The 16,904-nt window shown below is 43.6% G+C and carries 16 protein-coding genes and 1 tRNA gene; 12 read left to right on the top strand and 5 right to left on the bottom strand.

All coding sequences use genetic code 11. The annotated features are described in order from the left end of the window. Positions 1-126: 126 nt before the first annotated feature. Positions 127-203, bottom strand: a tRNA-Arg gene (locus FTU86_RS00370). Positions 204-383: 180 nt separating this feature from the next. On the opposite strand from FTU86_RS00370, the gene FTU86_RS00375 reads away from it, so the two are divergent. The 7 genes from FTU86_RS00375 (at position 384) to FTU86_RS00405 (ending at position 6,660) form a co-directional block, all read left to right on the top strand. Further along, entirely contained in the window at positions 384-1,319 is a 936-nt protein-coding gene (locus tag FTU86_RS00375; RefSeq protein WP_005179107.1) for an ABC transporter ATP-binding protein, read from the top strand. Next, positions 1,316-2,089 (top strand): ABC transporter permease, encoded by a 774-nt coding sequence (locus tag FTU86_RS00380; RefSeq protein WP_005179108.1) that lies wholly within the window; start codon positions 1,316-1,318, stop codon positions 2,087-2,089. Before FTU86_RS00375 ends, FTU86_RS00380 begins: the two co-directional genes overlap by 4 nt. Beyond that, positions 2,089-2,904: an NADPH-dependent 7-cyano-7-deazaguanine reductase QueF gene (queF, locus tag FTU86_RS00385; RefSeq protein WP_005179110.1), complete on the top strand. Its 816-nt coding sequence runs from the start codon at positions 2,089-2,091 to the stop codon at positions 2,902-2,904. Before FTU86_RS00380 ends, queF begins: the two co-directional genes overlap by 1 nt. A 20-nt stretch (positions 2,905-2,924) precedes the next feature. Beyond that, positions 2,925-3,575: a hypothetical protein gene (locus FTU86_RS00390; protein WP_180048415.1), complete on the top strand. Its 651-nt coding sequence runs from the start codon at positions 2,925-2,927 to the stop codon at positions 3,573-3,575. 307 nt (positions 3,576-3,882) lie between these two features. Next, positions 3,883-4,884: a lytic murein transglycosylase B gene (mltB, locus tag FTU86_RS00395; protein WP_005179112.1), complete on the top strand. Its 1,002-nt coding sequence runs from the start codon at positions 3,883-3,885 to the stop codon at positions 4,882-4,884. Positions 4,885-5,176: 292 nt separating this feature from the next. Beyond that, positions 5,177-5,788, top strand: coding sequence for a septal ring lytic transglycosylase RlpA family protein (locus FTU86_RS00400; RefSeq protein ID WP_005179113.1), 612 nt, complete (start codon positions 5,177-5,179; stop codon positions 5,786-5,788). Positions 5,789-6,198: 410 nt separating this feature from the next. Then, complete coding sequence (locus FTU86_RS00405; RefSeq protein ID WP_016659199.1) at positions 6,199-6,660, top strand: DUF962 domain-containing protein; 462 nt, start codon at positions 6,199-6,201, stop codon at positions 6,658-6,660. Between the two features lie 45 nt (positions 6,661-6,705). Here the strand turns inward: FTU86_RS00405 and FTU86_RS00410 are convergent, their stop codons facing one another. The 3 genes from FTU86_RS00410 to rpsB all read right to left on the bottom strand — a co-directional run bounded on the left by FTU86_RS00410 (position 6,706) and on the right by rpsB (position 9,018). Further along, positions 6,706-7,188, bottom strand: a complete 483-nt coding sequence (locus FTU86_RS00410; protein WP_075175261.1) for a DUF3465 domain-containing protein — start codon at positions 7,186-7,188, stop codon at positions 6,706-6,708. Between the two features lie 65 nt (positions 7,189-7,253). Then, a complete protein-coding gene (gene tsf, locus FTU86_RS00415) occupies positions 7,254-8,129 on the bottom strand; it encodes a translation elongation factor Ts (RefSeq protein ID WP_180048414.1) in 876 nt (291 codons plus the stop codon). Between the two features lie 142 nt (positions 8,130-8,271). Then, the gene (gene rpsB / locus FTU86_RS00420) at positions 8,272-9,018 is read right to left on the bottom strand and encodes a 30S ribosomal protein S2 (protein WP_005179120.1); all 747 of its coding nucleotides are present in this window, start codon (positions 9,016-9,018) and stop codon (positions 8,272-8,274) included. A gap of 207 nt (positions 9,019-9,225) precedes the next feature. Here rpsB and map point away from each other — a divergent pair, with 207 nt between their 5' ends. The 4 genes from map (at position 9,226) to FTU86_RS00440 (ending at position 14,089) form a co-directional block, all read left to right on the top strand. Next, positions 9,226-10,053, top strand: a complete 828-nt coding sequence (map, locus tag FTU86_RS00425; protein ID WP_005179123.1) for a type I methionyl aminopeptidase — start codon at positions 9,226-9,228, stop codon at positions 10,051-10,053. A 313-nt stretch (positions 10,054-10,366) separates the two neighbouring features. Then, positions 10,367-11,425, top strand: a complete 1,059-nt coding sequence (locus FTU86_RS00430; RefSeq protein WP_104473685.1) for an OmpW family protein — start codon at positions 10,367-10,369, stop codon at positions 11,423-11,425. 154 nt (positions 11,426-11,579) lie between these two features. Beyond that, entirely contained in the window at positions 11,580-12,791 is a 1,212-nt protein-coding gene (locus FTU86_RS00435) for an MFS transporter (protein ID WP_180048413.1), read from the top strand. Between the two features lie 332 nt (positions 12,792-13,123). After that, entirely contained in the window at positions 13,124-14,089 is a 966-nt protein-coding gene (locus FTU86_RS00440) for a TauD/TfdA family dioxygenase (protein ID WP_180048412.1), read from the top strand. A gap of 132 nt (positions 14,090-14,221) precedes the next feature. Here FTU86_RS00440 and sthA read toward each other — a convergent pair whose 3' ends face one another. Beyond that, on the bottom strand, positions 14,222-15,637 hold the full coding sequence (gene sthA / locus FTU86_RS00445) for a Si-specific NAD(P)(+) transhydrogenase (protein ID WP_005179136.1): 1,416 nt from the start codon (positions 15,635-15,637) through the stop codon (positions 14,222-14,224). A gap of 213 nt (positions 15,638-15,850) precedes the next feature. Between sthA and lipA the strand changes: the two genes are divergently transcribed. Further along, positions 15,851-16,864, top strand: a complete 1,014-nt coding sequence (gene lipA, locus FTU86_RS00450) for a lipoyl synthase (RefSeq protein ID WP_005179140.1) — start codon at positions 15,851-15,853, stop codon at positions 16,862-16,864. Positions 16,865-16,904: the final 40 nt, after the last annotated feature.

Here is a 16,904-nt window from a genome sequence, read left to right on the forward strand (position 1 = left end):
TTCGATGATGGTTCAGCATTCGTTATTCAAGCCAGATTATGGAAAGGATTTTGGTTCAAAACTGAAGTAAAGAATTTTAAATGATTGAATCTTGGTAATTTTTATAGTTTTTTATGGATCAGAATTTGGTGCGCCCGGCGGGAATCGAACCCACGACCCCAAGCTTCGGAAACTTGTACTCTATCCAACTGAGCTACGAGCGCGCGTCGCACATCATAACAAAAAAATGCACAAGGTAAAGCAACTATATATAAGTTCTTTATTTTTATGCTTATGCTTTAAGCAATCGTTCCAAATATACGATGCAGAATTCCCGGTAGATTACTTGGTTTATTGGGCAATATCGCTCACAATAGCCTCTCCCTACACCATGCGAGATTTTCATGACTGATGCATTGACGTTAAGAGACTTGTCTAAAACCTATCGCAATGGGTTTCAGGCCTTAAAAGGTATCAATTTGACTGTACCTGAAGGTGAATTTTATGCGCTGCTGGGTCCCAACGGTGCAGGCAAATCTACAACGATCAGTATCATTAGCTCCTTAACCAAGAAAACCTCGGGTACCGTGGAAATTTTTGGCCACAATCTGGATACCCATCCCTCTCAAGCCAAACAGTGTCTGGGCGTGGTACCACAAGAGTTTAACTTTGGTCATTTTGAAAAAACCTTTGATATTCTGGTGACCCAGGCCGGTTATTACGGTATTCCCAAAAAAGTGGCGCAGCAACGCGCCGAACTGTATTTAGAAAAACTGGGGCTGTGGGATAAACGTGCCACGCAAGCGCGAATGCTATCTGGCGGGATGAAACGCCGCTTGATGATTGCCCGCGCCATGATGCACGAACCGAAATTGCTGATTCTGGATGAACCGACCGCCGGGGTCGATATCGAACTGCGCCGCTCGATGTGGGATTTCCTGATTGAAATGAACAATAGTGGCACTTCCATTATTCTGACCACCCACTACCTGGAAGAAGCGGAAATGCTGTGCCGCCGGATTGCCATTATTGACCGCGGTGTGATTAAAGAAGACACCACCATGAAAGGCTTCCTGAACCAGCTGAATGAAGAAACCTTTATTTTCGATCTAGTTCAGCCGATTCAGCCCATTCATCTGGATATTATCGGGGTACGTTTTAATCTGGTCGATCCGCTGACCCTGGAAGTGACTATGGACAAGGCCCATACCGTGAATGAGCTGTTCCAGTTACTGGAATCACAAGGGGTACAGGTGCGCAGTATGCGCAACAAGGCCAATCGTCTTGAAGAATTATTTGTGAAGATGGTAGAGAAAAATCTTGCAGGAGTCGCGCAATGAACTTTAATCAATTAAGAGTTGCGCTGTATACGCTGGTTCATAAGGAAATCCGCCGTTTTATGCGGATCTGGCCACAAACCCTGTTACCACCGGCCATCACCATGAGTCTATATTTCGTGATTTTCGGTAATCTGGTCGGTTCACGTATTGGGGAAATGGGCGGCTTTAGCTATATGCAGTTTATTGTGCCCGGCCTGATCATGATGGCGGTCATTACCAACAGTTATGCCAACGTCTCCTCTAGTTTCTTTAGTGCCAAATTCCAGAAAAGCATTGAAGAACTGATCATGAGTCCGGTGCCATTACATGCCATTTTGTGGGGCTATGTGCTGGGTGGAGTATGTCGCGGCGTACTGGTCGGCATTATTGTGACCTTAATGAGCCTGTTTTTCACCGACCTATACATTACCAACTGGTTTGTGACTATTTATACCGTACTGATCACTTCATTATTACTGTCTTTAGGCGGTTTTATTAATGCCGTTTATGCCAAATCATTTGATGATATTTCCATTATTCCAACCTTTGTGCTAACACCGCTCACCTATTTAGGTGGTGTGTTCTATGCAATTAGTGCATTATCGCCGTTTTGGCAAAACCTTTCTTTAATTAACCCTGTAGTGTATATGGTCAACGCCTTCCGTTATGGCATTTTAGGACATAGCGATGTCAACGTGACCGTTTCCCTAGGCGTGATTACATTATGCTGTGCTGTGTTATATGGCATTGCCTATCATTTACTCTCCCGTGGTTCAGGAATGCGTGAATAATGAGCGTAGAAAATTCTTTATTGGGTAAAGACACTCAGTACCCTACAACTTATCAACCTGATGTGCTGTTTCCGATTGCGCGTGCTGAAGCGCGGGAAAAATATGCGCATGTGGCTGGTATTCAGCAAGGTAAAGACTGGTGGCATGTCTTTGAGATGTCCTGGTTAAATGCAGCCGGCGTTCCGCAAGTTGCTATTGGCCGGATTCACTTGCCTGCCACCTCACCAAATTTAATCGAGTCGAAATCTTTAAAGCTGTATTTCAACAGTTTGAACTTTAGCACCTTTGCTTCAACAGACGCGCTGATCAATACCGTCGAGCAGGATTTATCAGCCGCGGCACAGGCACAGGTCAATCTGGAACTGTTATCTGTCGATGATCTGGCAATTAGCCATCCTGAAGGCATATGTATTGATGACTTAAGCCCGACCCGACTGGAAAATCATCCGGATGCGTCCTTATTACAGCACGATGCCGAGCAAGACGAACAGGTCGAAGTGCAACTGTATTCACATTTACTGAGAAGTAACTGTCCGGTCACCGGTCAACCTGACTGGGGCACAGTTTTTATCCGCTATCAGGGTAAAAAACCTTGTTATCGCAGTATTTTGGCTTATATTATTTCTTACCGTCAGCATAACGGTTTTCATGAGCAATGTGTTGAACAGATGTTTGCCGACATCTGGCAAAACCTGAATCCTGAAAAACTGATGGTGTATGCCACCTATACACGTCGTGGCGGATTAGACATTAATCCATGTCGTGTATCGGATTTAACATGGATGCCTCGCCCTATTCGTTTAGCGCGACAATAAAAAAACATTGAGGTTAACAGATGCCATTTTTTGGTTTTATTCCTTCCGAGGAACTTTTAAATACCATTCAAACTGCGCAGCAGAAAAAAAATTCAAGCGAACCGCTGTATCCATTACGTGATAAAACAGCATTAATGATTAATGATGAAATCATTGATGCCATTTTAACCGAGCTTGTCCGCCGTTTCCCGCCAAGTGACAAACGCGATACTGCGGAAAAACTGGCCGGTTATGTCAAATCCACCGTAGCGGTGTTACTCAAGCAATTGTTGAATAAAGCCCCGAACGATGTGGTCAAGCAATCAATTGAATTTTCTGAACGCAGCCTGTTTAAAGATGCAGACGGCAACACGCGTGTCGGTGAAAGTTTAGATGCCAGCCTGGTGACCAATCTAAAAAACACCTATGCCGAAATTAAAGCCGGCAATGACATTAACAAGTCTGCTTTGGCCGAGTTGTATAAACAGTTTGCTGAAGCTACTGTGCGTCATTTTATGAATGACTTTAATAAAACCCTCGATTTGGGCATGATCAAACGTAAAGCGGCTGATATTGGCTCAGCTGCGGTTATTAAAGCTGTACATATTGCGGTAGATAAAATTATTCCAAACCTGACCAAAGATGAACTGGTCGCGCTGGCGGAATATCATGACACCCTGTTTCATGCCTAAGCAGAAACACCTTTAATAAACCTGACTCCAGTCAGGTTTTTTTATGCCACTTTTCCCGCAACATTTCTCTATAAAGGAGGGAGGATGAAGCCCTGGTTGAACTTTGTTACAAACAGCGCACATTTTTTAGACAGGCTTTGTCACTTTTTGTATATGCGCTTGCCTGTAGCGCCAGAATGAATGTTATCTTAATTGCCTGTGTGAACTGTCTTTTTTAAATCGACATTTTTGCTCAACCTGTTTTAATTTTTAAACACCATCTGCTTTTTGTCACTAAATTGATAATACATTGGGAAATTGAACCAATATGTTGAATCGTTATTTCTATAAAAAATTACAGCGTCTTTCTTTACTTGTTGGTGCTCTTTCCTTATCCAGTGTTGTTCAGGCCAATGACTTCCTCAGCCATCCGGACTATCCAAACTTTAAGCAAAAAACCATGCAGCAGTATGGGCTCAGTTCCGAGCAGATTGATCGTGCCATGAGCGGTGCCAAAAATCTGCCGAATATTATCAATATCATGAATCGTCCCGGTGAAAGCAAACCGTGGTATGCCTATAAAACCAATTTTCTGGCTGAAAGCACCATTCAACGCGGTGTGCGTTTCAAACAGCAATATGCCGATACCCTGAATCGTGCTGAACAGCAGTTTGGCGTGCCACAAGCGATTATTCTGGGGATTTTAGGTGTGGAAACCGGTTTTGGTTCCAATAAAGGCTCTTTTATTACCCGGGATGCGCTGGCCACTTTAGGTTTTGGCTATCCACGCCGGGCCGAATATTTCCAGAGCGAACTGTCTGCACTAATTGCCTGGAGCTATAAAGATGGCGTTGCCACCCATTCTGTGGTCGGTTCCTATGCCGGTGCAATTGGCTATCCGCAGTTTATGCCAAGCAATATTCCTAAATTTGGCGTCGATTATGATGGCAACGGACATATTGATTTAAGAAATTCAGCAGTAGATGCGATTGGTTCGATTGCCAACTATTTGGCCCAACATGGCTGGCAGCGTAATCAGCCGATTGCTTTTCCAGCTCGTTATAGCGGCTCAACTCCGGATGCCGTGATTGCCAAAGATCTAACCTTACCTACCCCGTATGGTGTGCTGAAAAATCAGGGCATCAGTCCGCTGAACCCGATTGTGAAAATTGATGACCTCGATCTGGTCAATGTCATTCAATTACAAGAAAATTATGGTCCAATTTATTACATCACCTATCCAAACTTTCAGGTGATTACCACCTATAACCGCAGCCGTATGTATGCCACTGCACTCTGGTTATTGGGTACTGAAATTGTCAGTCGATAAGAACTTATTTTTACTCAAAAGTTACAAAGTCAATATTTTTTTACGAGATTTTGCGCACAAAACCGACTTTTCACATACATTGTTACAATATTGGTTATTATTTAACCAAAAGAGGTAAAGGTTTGGTAGTTTTTGTCATTATTTCCGTGTAAAGACTAGACACCTTTAGTAAACGATGAATATTATCCATTTCGTCAAATATGGTTGCAAAAGTGAAATAACAGGCATGATGTCTGCTATATCAACCACTTAAGGTTGATTCACGGCATCAAGCTGCGGGAGTTTTAAACATATGCATTCTTCAATTAAATATTTACTGGCGCTGTCGACGGTATTTACCTTAAGTCAGTCGCAAGCCGAAATGGTGCAGTCATCATCGTTCAATAACGACAATGAAAGCTCTAGCCTGGCTGCCCGTGTGCTAAACAAAGAAGCACAAAGCTTTAATACCCACTTCTCTAATTTAAATAGCCTTTCAATTACAGAACGTTCTGGCGATAAAATCCGCCGCGAAACCATCGCTGCAAAAATTGAAATCCCAGAAGAAGAGCCTTCTGTCATTGAAAAGTTAAACACCGTAGCATCGAATACTGTTCGTAAGTTCAGCCAGACCGGTATGGCTTCCTGGTATGGCCGTCAGTTCCACGGTCGTAAAACTGCCAGCGGCGAAACATTCGACATGAATGCCATGACTGCAGCACACCGCAGCCTGCCACTGAACTGCTATATCCGTGTAACCAACAAGAACAATGGCAAAAGCGTAATCGTTAAGGTTAATGACCGTGGCCCATTCCATGGTAACCGTGTAGTCGACTTATCTTACGGTGCTGCAAAACGTTTAGGCATTACCAATGCTGGCGTAGCCAAAGTCAGCATTGAACGTGTAGATGGTCCAAACTCCTAATACCCGTTTAAGCTCTTGCACCATATGACCCAAAAGCCACCTCAGGTGGCTTTTTTAATCCCCAAATTCAGGGAAAGACGCTTACTTCCCTATCCGTTTTTTGGATTTTAAATACGCTGATCTGGTCATAAAATCGAATAATCCATTTTGAAACTACAAATTTGCATTCATTTTCACCCTTAGCGTGCTTTTCTTCCTTTTTGAATCCATAGGTAGCTTTTTATTTTTTTCTGCGCTTAAAACGCATCCTATGCGCATTTAGCCCTATTCCTTTATACAGGAATTTCCCTATTTCCCTCATTTTACGATTTTCAGGTATTTTTGCCGCCCCATTTTGACCGTTTTCCGCTTCTCGTTTATAGTGAGAACATTCTTGGAAACTCAGAAAAATAATGCAAAAGGAGTACTGCATGAAAACAATTTCAGAATGGCTGGATGAATATAGCGAAAGTCATCAAAACAAGACCAATAAACTGATTCACTGGGTCTGTGTACCGACCATCTATTTTTCCATTATTGGCATCATTGCGCATTTCAGCGCCCTGCTTACTGCCCTGTTACTGGTGCTGGCCTTTATTTTTTATGCACGCCTGGATCTGGTACTGGCCGTGGCCATGGCAGCACTGACTCTGGTGATGGCCTGGTTAATCTGGATTTTACCGGTTGGCGTTGGTTTTTATATTGCGCTGTTTGTTTTTGCCTGGATTGGACAGTTCTATGGCCACAAGGTCGAAGGCAAAAAACCATCGTTCTTTAAAGATCTGCAATTCCTGCTGATTGGACCGCTCTGGTGTATGGATGCCTATTTAGGCAAGATTTTACCATCCTGGAAATCTCGCCAGCACACCACGCATCTGGATGTCCAAACCTAAAGACGCTTACACATCAGGAAGCATTTTGCTCCAGTGCTGGAGGGCTTATTGATAGATGCTTCCCTGATGCTTTAACCAGCCATCAACATGGCGTTTTTGCGGATCATGATGGGTCCAGTGAATCACGCCACCTTTGTCGGTATATTCATATTCACCAAAGAACTCGACAGTATCGCCTTTTTGCAGACGGTCGATGCGTGGAGCCAAATCAATATTGTGGGCAACCAGCAAGGTTTGCCCATTGCCAAGTTCCAGAATAAAACGCTGATGGCGCGAACCTTCATTGTCATCACTTAACAGTGCCACTACTGTACCAGTAGCTTGTACCTGTACATCATTTTTTCGTTGCTGAAAGGCTTGGGCAATTTTGGCGGTATCATCCTGAACGGGAGCTTGCAGTGTGGTTTCAGACTGCTGTTGAGTGAAGGTATTTGAACCGGAGTTTTGCGGTTGTAGGTCGATACCTAAATAAGCCGCAACCAGCAGCGCAATTACTGCGCCAATGCCCATATTGGTTTTCTTCGACATTGTTCTTCCTGTTGTTGTCGTGGTCATAAAAAAAGCCCCGAAACGGGGCTTTTTCGCAAAATAAATTATTTTGCAGCAGCTTGAGCAGCAGCAACTTCTTCTGCGAAGCTCATTTCTGCTTTCTTCTCAATACCTTCACCTACTTCGAAGCGAACGAATTGAGCAACAGTTGTGTTAGCAGCTTTCAATGCATCAGCAACTTTCTTCTCGTTGTCGATTACGTACATTTGACGCTCAAGAACAACTTCGTTCAGGTATTTTTCAACTGAACCAGTTACCATTTTTTCAACGATGTTCGCTGGCTTACCAGATTCAACTGCTTTCGCTTCTGCAATTTCTTTCTCTTTCGCGATCAGCTCAGCAGGAACCTGTTCAGCAGTTACTGCAACCGGGTTGAACGCAGCAACGTGCATTGCAATACCTTTACCAGTTTCAGCTTCACCTGTGTAAGCAACAACAACACCGATTTTCAGACCGTGTTTGTAAACTGCAAGGTTTTCACCTTCAATGATTTGCGCACGACGAACCTGGATGTTTTCACCAATTTTTTGAACAAGAGCAATACGCGCTTCTTCAACAGTTTGGCCATCTTCAAGTTTCAGTTCAGCAATTTTTGCAGCGTCAGTTTCGCCAGCAGCAAGTGCAGCAGCAGCAACTTTCGCAGAGAAGCCAGCAAAGTTTTCGTCTTTAGCAACGAAGTCAGTTTGGCAGTTTACTTCTAGAAGGATTGCTTTGTTACCTTCTTGAGCGATTGTGATCGCACCGTCAGCAGCAATGTTACCTGCTTTTTTAGCAGCTTTTGCTTGACCAGATTTACGAAGGTTGTCAATCGCTAATTCGATGTCACCACCCGCTTCTGTCAAAGCTTTTTTACATTCCATCATTGCTAAACCAGTACGGTCACGCAATTCTTTAACCATGCTTGCAGTAATAGCAGTCATGTGAATCTCCTAATTCGGTAGAAAATGAATTCTTTTTAGAACAGAAACGGCCCAGAGGATACTCATGGGCCGCCTGCATACATGACGCTTACTTTGCCACCATCACATGTCGCAAAAATGACAAGCTTGCGTCAAAAACGCATTAAGCCTCAGAAGCTGGAGCTTCTTCGCCTTTCGCTTGAGCATTTGCTTGGGTTTGAGCGTACTCTTTACCAGCAATGATCGCATCAGCCATAGCAGAAGCGTAAAGTGTTACTGCACGGATCGCATCGTCGTTACCCGGAATAACGTAGTCTACGTTGTCTGGGTTAGAGTTTGTATCAACGATACCGATTACAGGAATACCTAGGTTTTTCGCTTCTTTGATCGCGATTGCTTCGTGGTCAACGTCAATTACGAATAATGCGTCAGGTAAACCACCCATGTTTTTAACGCCGCCTAAAGCACGTTCAAGTTTTTCCATCTCACGGCTACGCTCTAAAGCTTCACGTTTAGTCAGCTTAGCGAAAGTACCGTCAGTAGATTGAGTTTGAAGATCTTTTAAACGGTTGATAGATTGGCGAAGTGTTTTCCAGTTCGTCAACATACCACCTAACCAACGGTGATCTACGTATGGTTGACCAGCGCGTTGAGCTTGTTCACGGATGATGTTAGAAGCAGCACGTTTAGTACCAACGAACAAAACTTTGTTCTTTTTGCTTGCTAATTGGTTAGCGAAGTTCAAAGCATCATTTAACGCAGGAACAGTGTGCTCAAGGTTGATGATGTGAATTTTGTTGCGCGCGCCAAAGATGTATTGACGCATTTTTGGGTTCCAGAAACGAGTTTGGTGACCAAAGTGCGCGCCAGCTTGTAGAAGGTCGCGCATGCTTACGTTGTAATCTGCCATTTTCTTTACCTTAAAGTTTGGGTTAGGCCTCCATATATCCGCATTCTCCACCCCAAAGGGCACCCAGAGTAATGTGACGATATATGTGCGGATTTTGTTGCCCCATCGCACAATGCCCGCGAAATTTATTCACGAAAAAGCATTTGATAAAATGGGCGGCTATTTATACCATAGTCACATATAAATTTCCAAAAGTTTTTAGAGATCATGAACAGTACTTATCAAGCGCCTCGTCGATTAATTAAAACCGCAGATGAAATTGAGAAAATGCGGGTAGCGGGACGACTGGCAGCGGAAGTTTTGGATATGATCAAGCCACATATCAAACCGGGTGTAACCACACTTGAGCTTGATACGATTTGTCACGATTATATTGTCAATGTACAAAATGCCATTCCAGCCTGCCTGGGCTATGGTGCAGCCCCAGGTCGTCCAGCCTTCCAGCATACCATCTGTACTTCGGTAAACCACGTGGTGTGTCACGGTATTCCATCTGAAAACAAGACATTAAAAAAAGGCGATATCCTGAATATTGATGTCACGGTCATTAAAGATGGTTACCACGGCGATACCAACATGATGTACGTGGTGGGCGGCGAAACTTCTATTCTTGCCAACCGTCTATGCAAAGTAGCACAGGAAGCCATGTACCGCGGTATGGAAGTTGTAAAACCGGGCGCGACCATTGGTGATATTGGCCATGCCATTCAGAAATATGTCGAATCTGAGCGTTTTAGTGTGGTGCGCGAATATTGCGGTCATGGCATTGGAACAACCTTCCATGACGAACCGCAAGTGCTGCATTATGGCCAGCCAGATACCGGCATGATTTTAGAAGAAGGCATGACCTTTACCATTGAACCAATGGTAAACGCGGGTGTTTGGCAAACCAAATTACTGGGCGACAAATGGACTGTGGTGACTAAAGATCACAAACTTTCAGCGCAATATGAACACACTATTTTAGTGACTAAAGACGGTCTGGAAGTCCTGACTGCACGTCCTGAAGAAGACCTGTCACGTTTCCAGTCTTAAGCTGTCATTGGCGTAAAAACTAAAAAAATTGTCAGAAAGGTCACATTGATGTGGCCTTTTTTATCACCCAAAATTCCTACTTAAAATTTATTAATCAACAACTTATCTAAAGATTTAGGTTTCATCTCTAAAAACTGTATCACTATTTCTAGCTACACAAGTCATAAATAAGTCACAGAGCAGCAAACTTATTTCAAGAATGTTACAAATGTAATAAAACAATCTTCTTCAAAAACAACAGTCTTGCTTTATCTAACTATTAAATAATGGCCCTTATAAAAACGAGCAACAAATTGGACATGGAGTCCCTTATATGAAGAAGACCTTATTATTTGCCAGCACGCTGTTGGCCTTACCTGCTGTTTCTTATGCCTCACCGTATTTTAGCCTGCAAGATGGTGATGGTTTTAAACGTTTTTCTGTATCAGTTGGCGCTCTACATGTGATGCCACAAGGTAAAGCGCAGCCATTCAAAGTTAATACTGCTGCCTATGAAGGAATACAGTCTGACGTTGGAGAAATTTCATCGCAGGCAGTCATTGATAACCGCGTAGAAAATTCATCTGGTTTAGCGAATTGGTTAATTGATTTAATTAATGGCATCAATCCAGATAGTACCTTACCTGCGTTCATGAGCGGTACAGCACAAGTTTATGGCCTAGAGAACTGGACGAATCCAGGCACTGGATTAGAGGCTGATGATGTTACCACTTTAGGCATTATGACCAACTATTTTTTTACCGATAATATTTCGTTTGAAATGAAAGCTGGCATTCCACCTAAAGTAGACTTACAAGGTAAGGGAAAAATATATGCTCCATTCAGTGCTATAGCTTCCCCACTTGTGGGCTCCATTGAGTTAGACAATGATATTTTTATTACGGATTTAGAAGCACATGGCCCTGCCGCTTCAGCTCGGGCATGGACGCCTGCTTTTGAATTTCAGTATCACTTTGGCAAGACTGGCGTAAATAAATTCCGTCCTTATGTTGGCGTAGGCTTAATGTATGCTTATTTTAATGAACTGGAAATTAATCCACAGACTGAAAAAGACCTGATTGCTGCAGGACATATGATCGCTAATATTCTGGATAATAAAGCCGGAGCATCACTAGATGGGTCACCGAATGACAAAGCCAATCCTAAAGTCAAAGTTGAAGCAACAGATGCCTTTGCTCCAGTAATCACAGCAGGCTTTACTTATGACTTTAATGAAAAATGGTTTGCAGTTGGTTCGCTGTCCTATGCACATCTGCAAAATGACACTACCATTACCGTGACCGATGCAACGCATGGCGAACTTATTCGTTCTAAGGCCGATATTGAAGTGAATCCGATTTTGGCCTATGCCGGTATTGGTATCCGTTTCTAGACTTTAATTTTTCAGTCCATCATCAGGCAGCCTTTCAGGCTGTCTTTTTTGATGCAGCCATAAAAAAATTTTATCATTTGATGAATTTTATTTTATCGCGATCTGCGGCTGAATCGACTACCATAACAAGCTGTTAGCCATACGTGGATGCCTTATGTCGAATGCTCAATTTTCCAAACCTCTAATTTATATGTTAATTGGAAGTGCCATTATTTTGGCATTATCGCTTGGGGTTCGGCATGCATTTGGTTTGTATTTGGTGCCTATGAGCCATGAATTTGGTTGGGGACATAATGTCTTTAGTTTAGCCATTGCCATGCAAAACCTGATTTGGGGTGCAGTCCAACCCATCACAGGTGCTTTTGCAGACAAATACGGCAGTAAAATTGTAGTTGCAGTCGGTGGCGCACTATATACACTCGGCTTATTACTTATGGCCGTCAGCTCAACAGGCTTATTGCTAAATTTAAGTGTGGGTTTAATTTTAGGATTAGCGCTTTCTGCGACCTCATTCCCTGTACTACTTTCTGCAGTGGGTCGTGCTGCTCCTCCAGAAAAGCGTAGCCTTGCAATGGGTATTGCCAGTGCTGCAGGCTCGTTTGGGCAATTTATTATGTTGCCATCGACCTTATTGTTATTACAAAGTGTGGGTTGGTCGGGCGCTTTAATTGTCAGTGCGATTTTAATTGCATTGATTGTTCCTTTGGCATGGATGCTCAAAGCACCCATGTATCAAAACCTCAATGCAAGTTCAGTCAGCCAACCCGCTTTAGGCTTTAAGCAAGTTTTGGTGATCGCTAAAAACCATAAACCCTTTTGGTTTTTAGCTTTGGGTTTTTTTGTCTGTGGTTTTCAAGTGGTCTTTATCGGTATTCACTTACCTAGCTACTTAATTGATCATGGCTTTAATGCAACCACAGGCACAGTTTTTCTGGCACTGGTGGGTTTATTTAATATTGTAGGCACCTATACCGCAGGTTGGTTAGGTGGTCGCTATTCGAAACCACACTTGCTGATGTGGCTTTACGGACTACGCGGTATTGCCATTATCACCTTTTTAATTCTACCTTTAAGCATCTGGACAATTTATGCATTCGGGATCATTATGGGCTTATTGTGGTTATCTACAGTGCCTTTAACCAATGGTATTGTGGCAAATATGTTTGGAATTAAATACCTGACCATGCTCAGTGGCGTTGTATTTTTCACACACCAAGTTGGCTCTTTTTTTGGTGGATGGCTTGGCGGTCTAAACCACGATCTGACAGGTAACTATAATGCAATCTGGATTGTTTCTATTGCTTTAAGTGCGTTTGCGGTCTTGGTACATTTTTGGGTAGATGAGGAGCATGTCATTCATGATTAATTCTTTATTTAATTTTAAAGTATTGCTCACACTCGCAATCACTGCCCTTTTTGGCTTATCGATTTTTTTATGGATGCAAACGCCACAACTATTCGAATATTTTAATCAGGCGTTTTGTGCACATTGATGTTTAAAAACCCGCAGCATCAACAGCAAATCCCGAAACAGCAAATTCAGTTATTTGGTTTGCTGTTTTAATTAAAAGAATATAAATCATATATTTAATTATTTTTACAGCCTTTTCATAAGTTTAGCATTTCTTCTGATTTTATTTGGCCTGCGGTTTTTTCTAAATTTTCTTGAGGCAATAACACTGAGAGAAAAATTTAAACATGACCAGTCTGACCCCACTTTCCCAAGCCATTCATGATGCACCGCGCTGGCATCAGGCCGATCAATTTCAGGACGGCAGCGAAATCCGGATTCTTCCACACACTGACCAGACTCTTGGTGCGGTGGTGTATGGATTAGATGCGCGCAAGGCTCAATCGGGTGAAACCATTTTCCGGCTGAAACAGGCCTTGGCAGAACATTTAGTTTTAATTTTCAAACAGCAACAGCTGGATGATTTACAGTATCTGGCCTTTACCACCTATTTCGGTTCAATTTTCCGTCCCGCTGCCGACACGCCTGTACTGGCCGCGCAGGATGATAGCGGTGTACCACCCGATATCGTGCCTGTTTCCAATGCAGTAGGACAAGGCGATTATACTGGTCATGGTGAATTAAGCCCGCATGCCGATCATCAATGGACACCGCTGCCCTCCTTTGGCTCTTTGCTCTATGCTATTGAACTGCCACAAAATGGTGGCCAGACCAGCTGGATTAATACCATCAAAGCTTATAATGCCCTAGATGCCGACATTCAGGCACATATCGACCAGCTACAATTAATTACTTACAACCCTTTTGTTCGCCGGCAGAAAACCCAAGCCTCGTCGCAAGACGGCGTTTATGGCAACAGTCCGCTGTATCGCTTTAAAGATCAACCGGTTTTAAGCCATGCCTATCCACATCCTTTGGTGCGCACCCATCCAGAATCGGGGCGTAAAGCTTTGTGGCTCAATACCCATACCGAAGTGGAACTGGAAAACTATGAAGATCAGGCTGGTAGCGAACTGATTGCCCAGTTACGTGCCCATCTGCTTCAACCAGAATTTGCCTATGAGCATCAGTGGGAAGTCGGTGATATTGTGTTCTGGGATAATCAGGCTACCCTGCATTCCCGCCGTCCATTTCCAGCCGAGCAGCGCCGTTTGTTAAAACGTATCAGCCTTGCCGGAAGCCGACCTTTTTAAGCAGGAACTGAACTAGAGATACTGAATATGCACCCGTGTTCAGGACTTTGACTGCAGGATATTTATCCTTTTCATCCAACCATAAAAAAACCCGCAAACTGTGTTTATGGGTTTTTCAGTATGAGCAACCGCTTAGAACAGACGGTTCATACCATTTAAGGTCGCCACACGATAGGCTTCTGCCATCGTTGGATAGTTAAATGTGGTTTCTACAAAATACTTGATGGTATTGTTCGGGCTATTCATCACCGCCTGACCAATGTGAATAATTTCTGCCGCGTTATTCCCGAAGCAATGTACACCTAATACTTCTAAAGTTTCACGGTGGAACAGAATTTTCAGTTCACCAACCGTATCACCGGTAATTTGCGCACGTGCCAGATGACGGAAAGAAGCCTGACCCACTTCGTACGGAATTTTTTCTTCAGTCAGTTCCTGCTCGGTCTTACCAATTGAAGAAATTTCCGGAATGGTATAAATACCGGTTGGAATATCAGTCACCGGTGCCACATTTTCTTCACCACTCATGTTGGCCCCTGCACAGCGACCCTGGTCATAGGCAGCAGACGCCAGAGATGGCCAGCCAATCACGTCACCAGCAGCGAAAATATTTTCTACTTCAGTCTGATATTGCTCATTTACCGTCAGCTGACCGCGGCTGTTTGGTTTTAAGCCAACATTTTCCAGGCCTAAACCATCGGTATTGCCTGAACGGCCGTTACACCACAAGATGGCATCGGCTTTGATTTTCTTGCCGCTTTGCAAATGCAGCACCACGTGATCATCAAAGGTTTCTAAATGATCAATCTGTTCATTGTGACGAATTAACACACCCTGTTCACGCAAGTGATAGGACAAGGCATCGGAGATTTCATCATCCAGATAGCTGAGCAATTTATGCTGGGTGTTAATCAGGTCGACTTTATGGTCCAGACCAATGAAGATCGAGGCATATTCACAGCCAATGACACCGGCACCATAAATGATGATTTTCTGAATCGAGAAATCCAGATCCAGAATCTTGTCTGAATCGAATACACGTGGATGGTTAAAATCTAAAATTTCCGGACGATACGGACGCGAACCGGTTGCAATCACCAGCTGTTTAAAAATTAGGGTTTCCTTAATGCCTTCCGGACTGAATACCAGCACGGTATTTTTGTCCTGCACATAGGCACGACCGTGATAGATATCAATTTTATTGCGGTCATAGAAGCGTGAGTGAGTATCGACCTGCTGCTGAATCACTTTATGTGCATTACGCAGCACCTGTTTCATGGTGAACTGTTTCCAGTCGCCCACTTTCTGGAACATCGGATCACGCTGGTAACGGATAATACTGGATACCGTCTGACGCAGCGCCTTACTTGGGATTGTGCCCACGTGAGTACAGTTACCGCCGAGTTGCTCACGCATATCCACCACAGCAACACGCATGCCTGATTTGGCAAGTTTCATTGCTGCGCCTTCACCTGCAGGACCAGAACCTAGGACCACCGCATCATATTTAACGAAAGTTCCGGCAACCACCTCTTTTTTACGTGGCATTCAACGCTCCTTAAACTAATCTATTCTGTTTATATCTCATATGCATATTATGACTGAAAACATCATGATTTTCTGTATTTACCTAGCATATATTGCGTGATAGCCACATTTTTTAAATGAATATCGTTTTTTTCCTATTTGCACCCAAGTCCGTTATAATGGAGGCGCTATTTTTCGAATATCTCCCCCGTCAAAACAGTGGAAAAGTTGAATATGTCTGAAAACCGTAAACCAGAACAGGGTGTTAAACTTCGTGGCGCAGAAAAGGTCGCTCGTATTCCTGTAAAAGTTGTGCCTACGGTTGAAACGCCGCGCAAACCGGACTGGATTCGGGTCAAGATGGCGGCGCCAGAAGAAGTTCAACGGATCAAATCGACACTGCGTCAGCAAAAACTGCATACCGTTTGCGAAGAAGCAGCCTGTCCGAACCTGCCAGAATGTTTTGGTGGTGGTACTGCAACCTTTATGATTATGGGTGATATTTGTACCCGTCGCTGTCCGTTCTGTGACGTTGCCCATGGTCGTCCGAATGCACTTGATCCGGATGAACCGCGTCATATGGCTGAAACCATTGCCAACTTGGGTCTGAAATATGCGGTCATTACCTCGGTAGACCGTGATGACCTGCTTGATGGCGGTGCACAGCATTTTGTTGACTGTATTAAAGAAGCGCGTGCCTTAAGTCCGAATACCCTGCTGGAAATTCTGGTTCCGGATTTCCGTGGCCGTATGGATATTGCGCTGCGCATTATGACTGAATGTCCGCCAGATGTGTTTAACCACAATATTGAAACCGTGCCACGTTTATATAAAGCCATGCGTCCGGGTTCAGACTATCAGCACTCTTTAAACCTGCTGAAAATGTTTAAAGAATATTGCCCGGAAATTCCAACCAAGTGTGGCCTGATGGTGGGTATTGGTGAAACTGAAGAAGAAGTGATTTCATTATTGGATGATCTGAGAGCACATGATGTAGATTATGTGACTATTGGCCAATATTTACAGCCATCAAAACAGCACGCACCAATTGACCGCTTTGTAACACCAGAAGAATTTGAGCGTTATGCAGAACATGGCCGCAAACTGGGCTTTAAAAATATCTGGTCTGCACCAATGGTGCGTTCAAGTTATTTTGCAGACCGTCAATACTACGGCGAGCCAGTTCCAGCAGTACGTCGCAAGACTGATCCTGCCAAGAAAATTAGTGTACAAACCATCGAAGCATAAGCTGAGAAAACTAAGCTTAGAAAACAGGGCCCCGGATTCG

The sequence above is a fragment of the Acinetobacter sp. YH12155 genome (assembly GCF_013418255.1).
Classification (GTDB): Bacteria; Pseudomonadota; Gammaproteobacteria; order Pseudomonadales; family Moraxellaceae; genus Acinetobacter; species Acinetobacter indicus.

Excerpts from the sequence above, each read along its gene's own strand:
- FTU86_RS00375 (WP_005179107.1), top strand. The coding sequence starts at position 384 with ATGACTGATGCATTGACGTTAAGAGACTTGTCTAAAACCTATCGCAAT.
- FTU86_RS00380 (WP_005179108.1), top strand. The coding sequence starts at position 1,316 with ATGAACTTTAATCAATTAAGAGTTGCGCTGTATACGCTGGTTCATAAG.
- queF (WP_005179110.1), top strand. The coding sequence starts at position 2,089 with ATGAGCGTAGAAAATTCTTTATTGGGTAAAGACACTCAGTACCCTACA.
- FTU86_RS00390 (WP_180048415.1), top strand. The coding sequence starts at position 2,925 with ATGCCATTTTTTGGTTTTATTCCTTCCGAGGAACTTTTAAATACCATT.
- mltB (WP_005179112.1), top strand. The coding sequence starts at position 3,883 with ATGTTGAATCGTTATTTCTATAAAAAATTACAGCGTCTTTCTTTACTT.
- FTU86_RS00400 (WP_005179113.1), top strand. The coding sequence starts at position 5,177 with ATGCATTCTTCAATTAAATATTTACTGGCGCTGTCGACGGTATTTACC.
- FTU86_RS00405 (WP_016659199.1), top strand. The coding sequence starts at position 6,199 with ATGAAAACAATTTCAGAATGGCTGGATGAATATAGCGAAAGTCATCAA.
- FTU86_RS00410 (WP_075175261.1), bottom strand. The coding sequence starts at position 7,188 with ATGTCGAAGAAAACCAATATGGGCATTGGCGCAGTAATTGCGCTGCTG.
- tsf (WP_180048414.1), bottom strand. The coding sequence starts at position 8,129 with ATGACTGCTATTACTGCAAGCATGGTTAAAGAATTGCGTGACCGTACT.
- rpsB (WP_005179120.1), bottom strand. The coding sequence starts at position 9,018 with ATGGCAGATTACAACGTAAGCATGCGCGACCTTCTACAAGCTGGCGCG.
- map (WP_005179123.1), top strand. The coding sequence starts at position 9,226 with ATGAACAGTACTTATCAAGCGCCTCGTCGATTAATTAAAACCGCAGAT.
- FTU86_RS00430 (WP_104473685.1), top strand. The coding sequence starts at position 10,367 with ATGAAGAAGACCTTATTATTTGCCAGCACGCTGTTGGCCTTACCTGCT.
- FTU86_RS00435 (WP_180048413.1), top strand. The coding sequence starts at position 11,580 with ATGTCGAATGCTCAATTTTCCAAACCTCTAATTTATATGTTAATTGGA.
- FTU86_RS00440 (WP_180048412.1), top strand. The coding sequence starts at position 13,124 with ATGACCAGTCTGACCCCACTTTCCCAAGCCATTCATGATGCACCGCGC.
- sthA (WP_005179136.1), bottom strand. The coding sequence starts at position 15,637 with ATGCCACGTAAAAAAGAGGTGGTTGCCGGAACTTTCGTTAAATATGAT.
- lipA (WP_005179140.1), top strand. The coding sequence starts at position 15,851 with ATGTCTGAAAACCGTAAACCAGAACAGGGTGTTAAACTTCGTGGCGCA.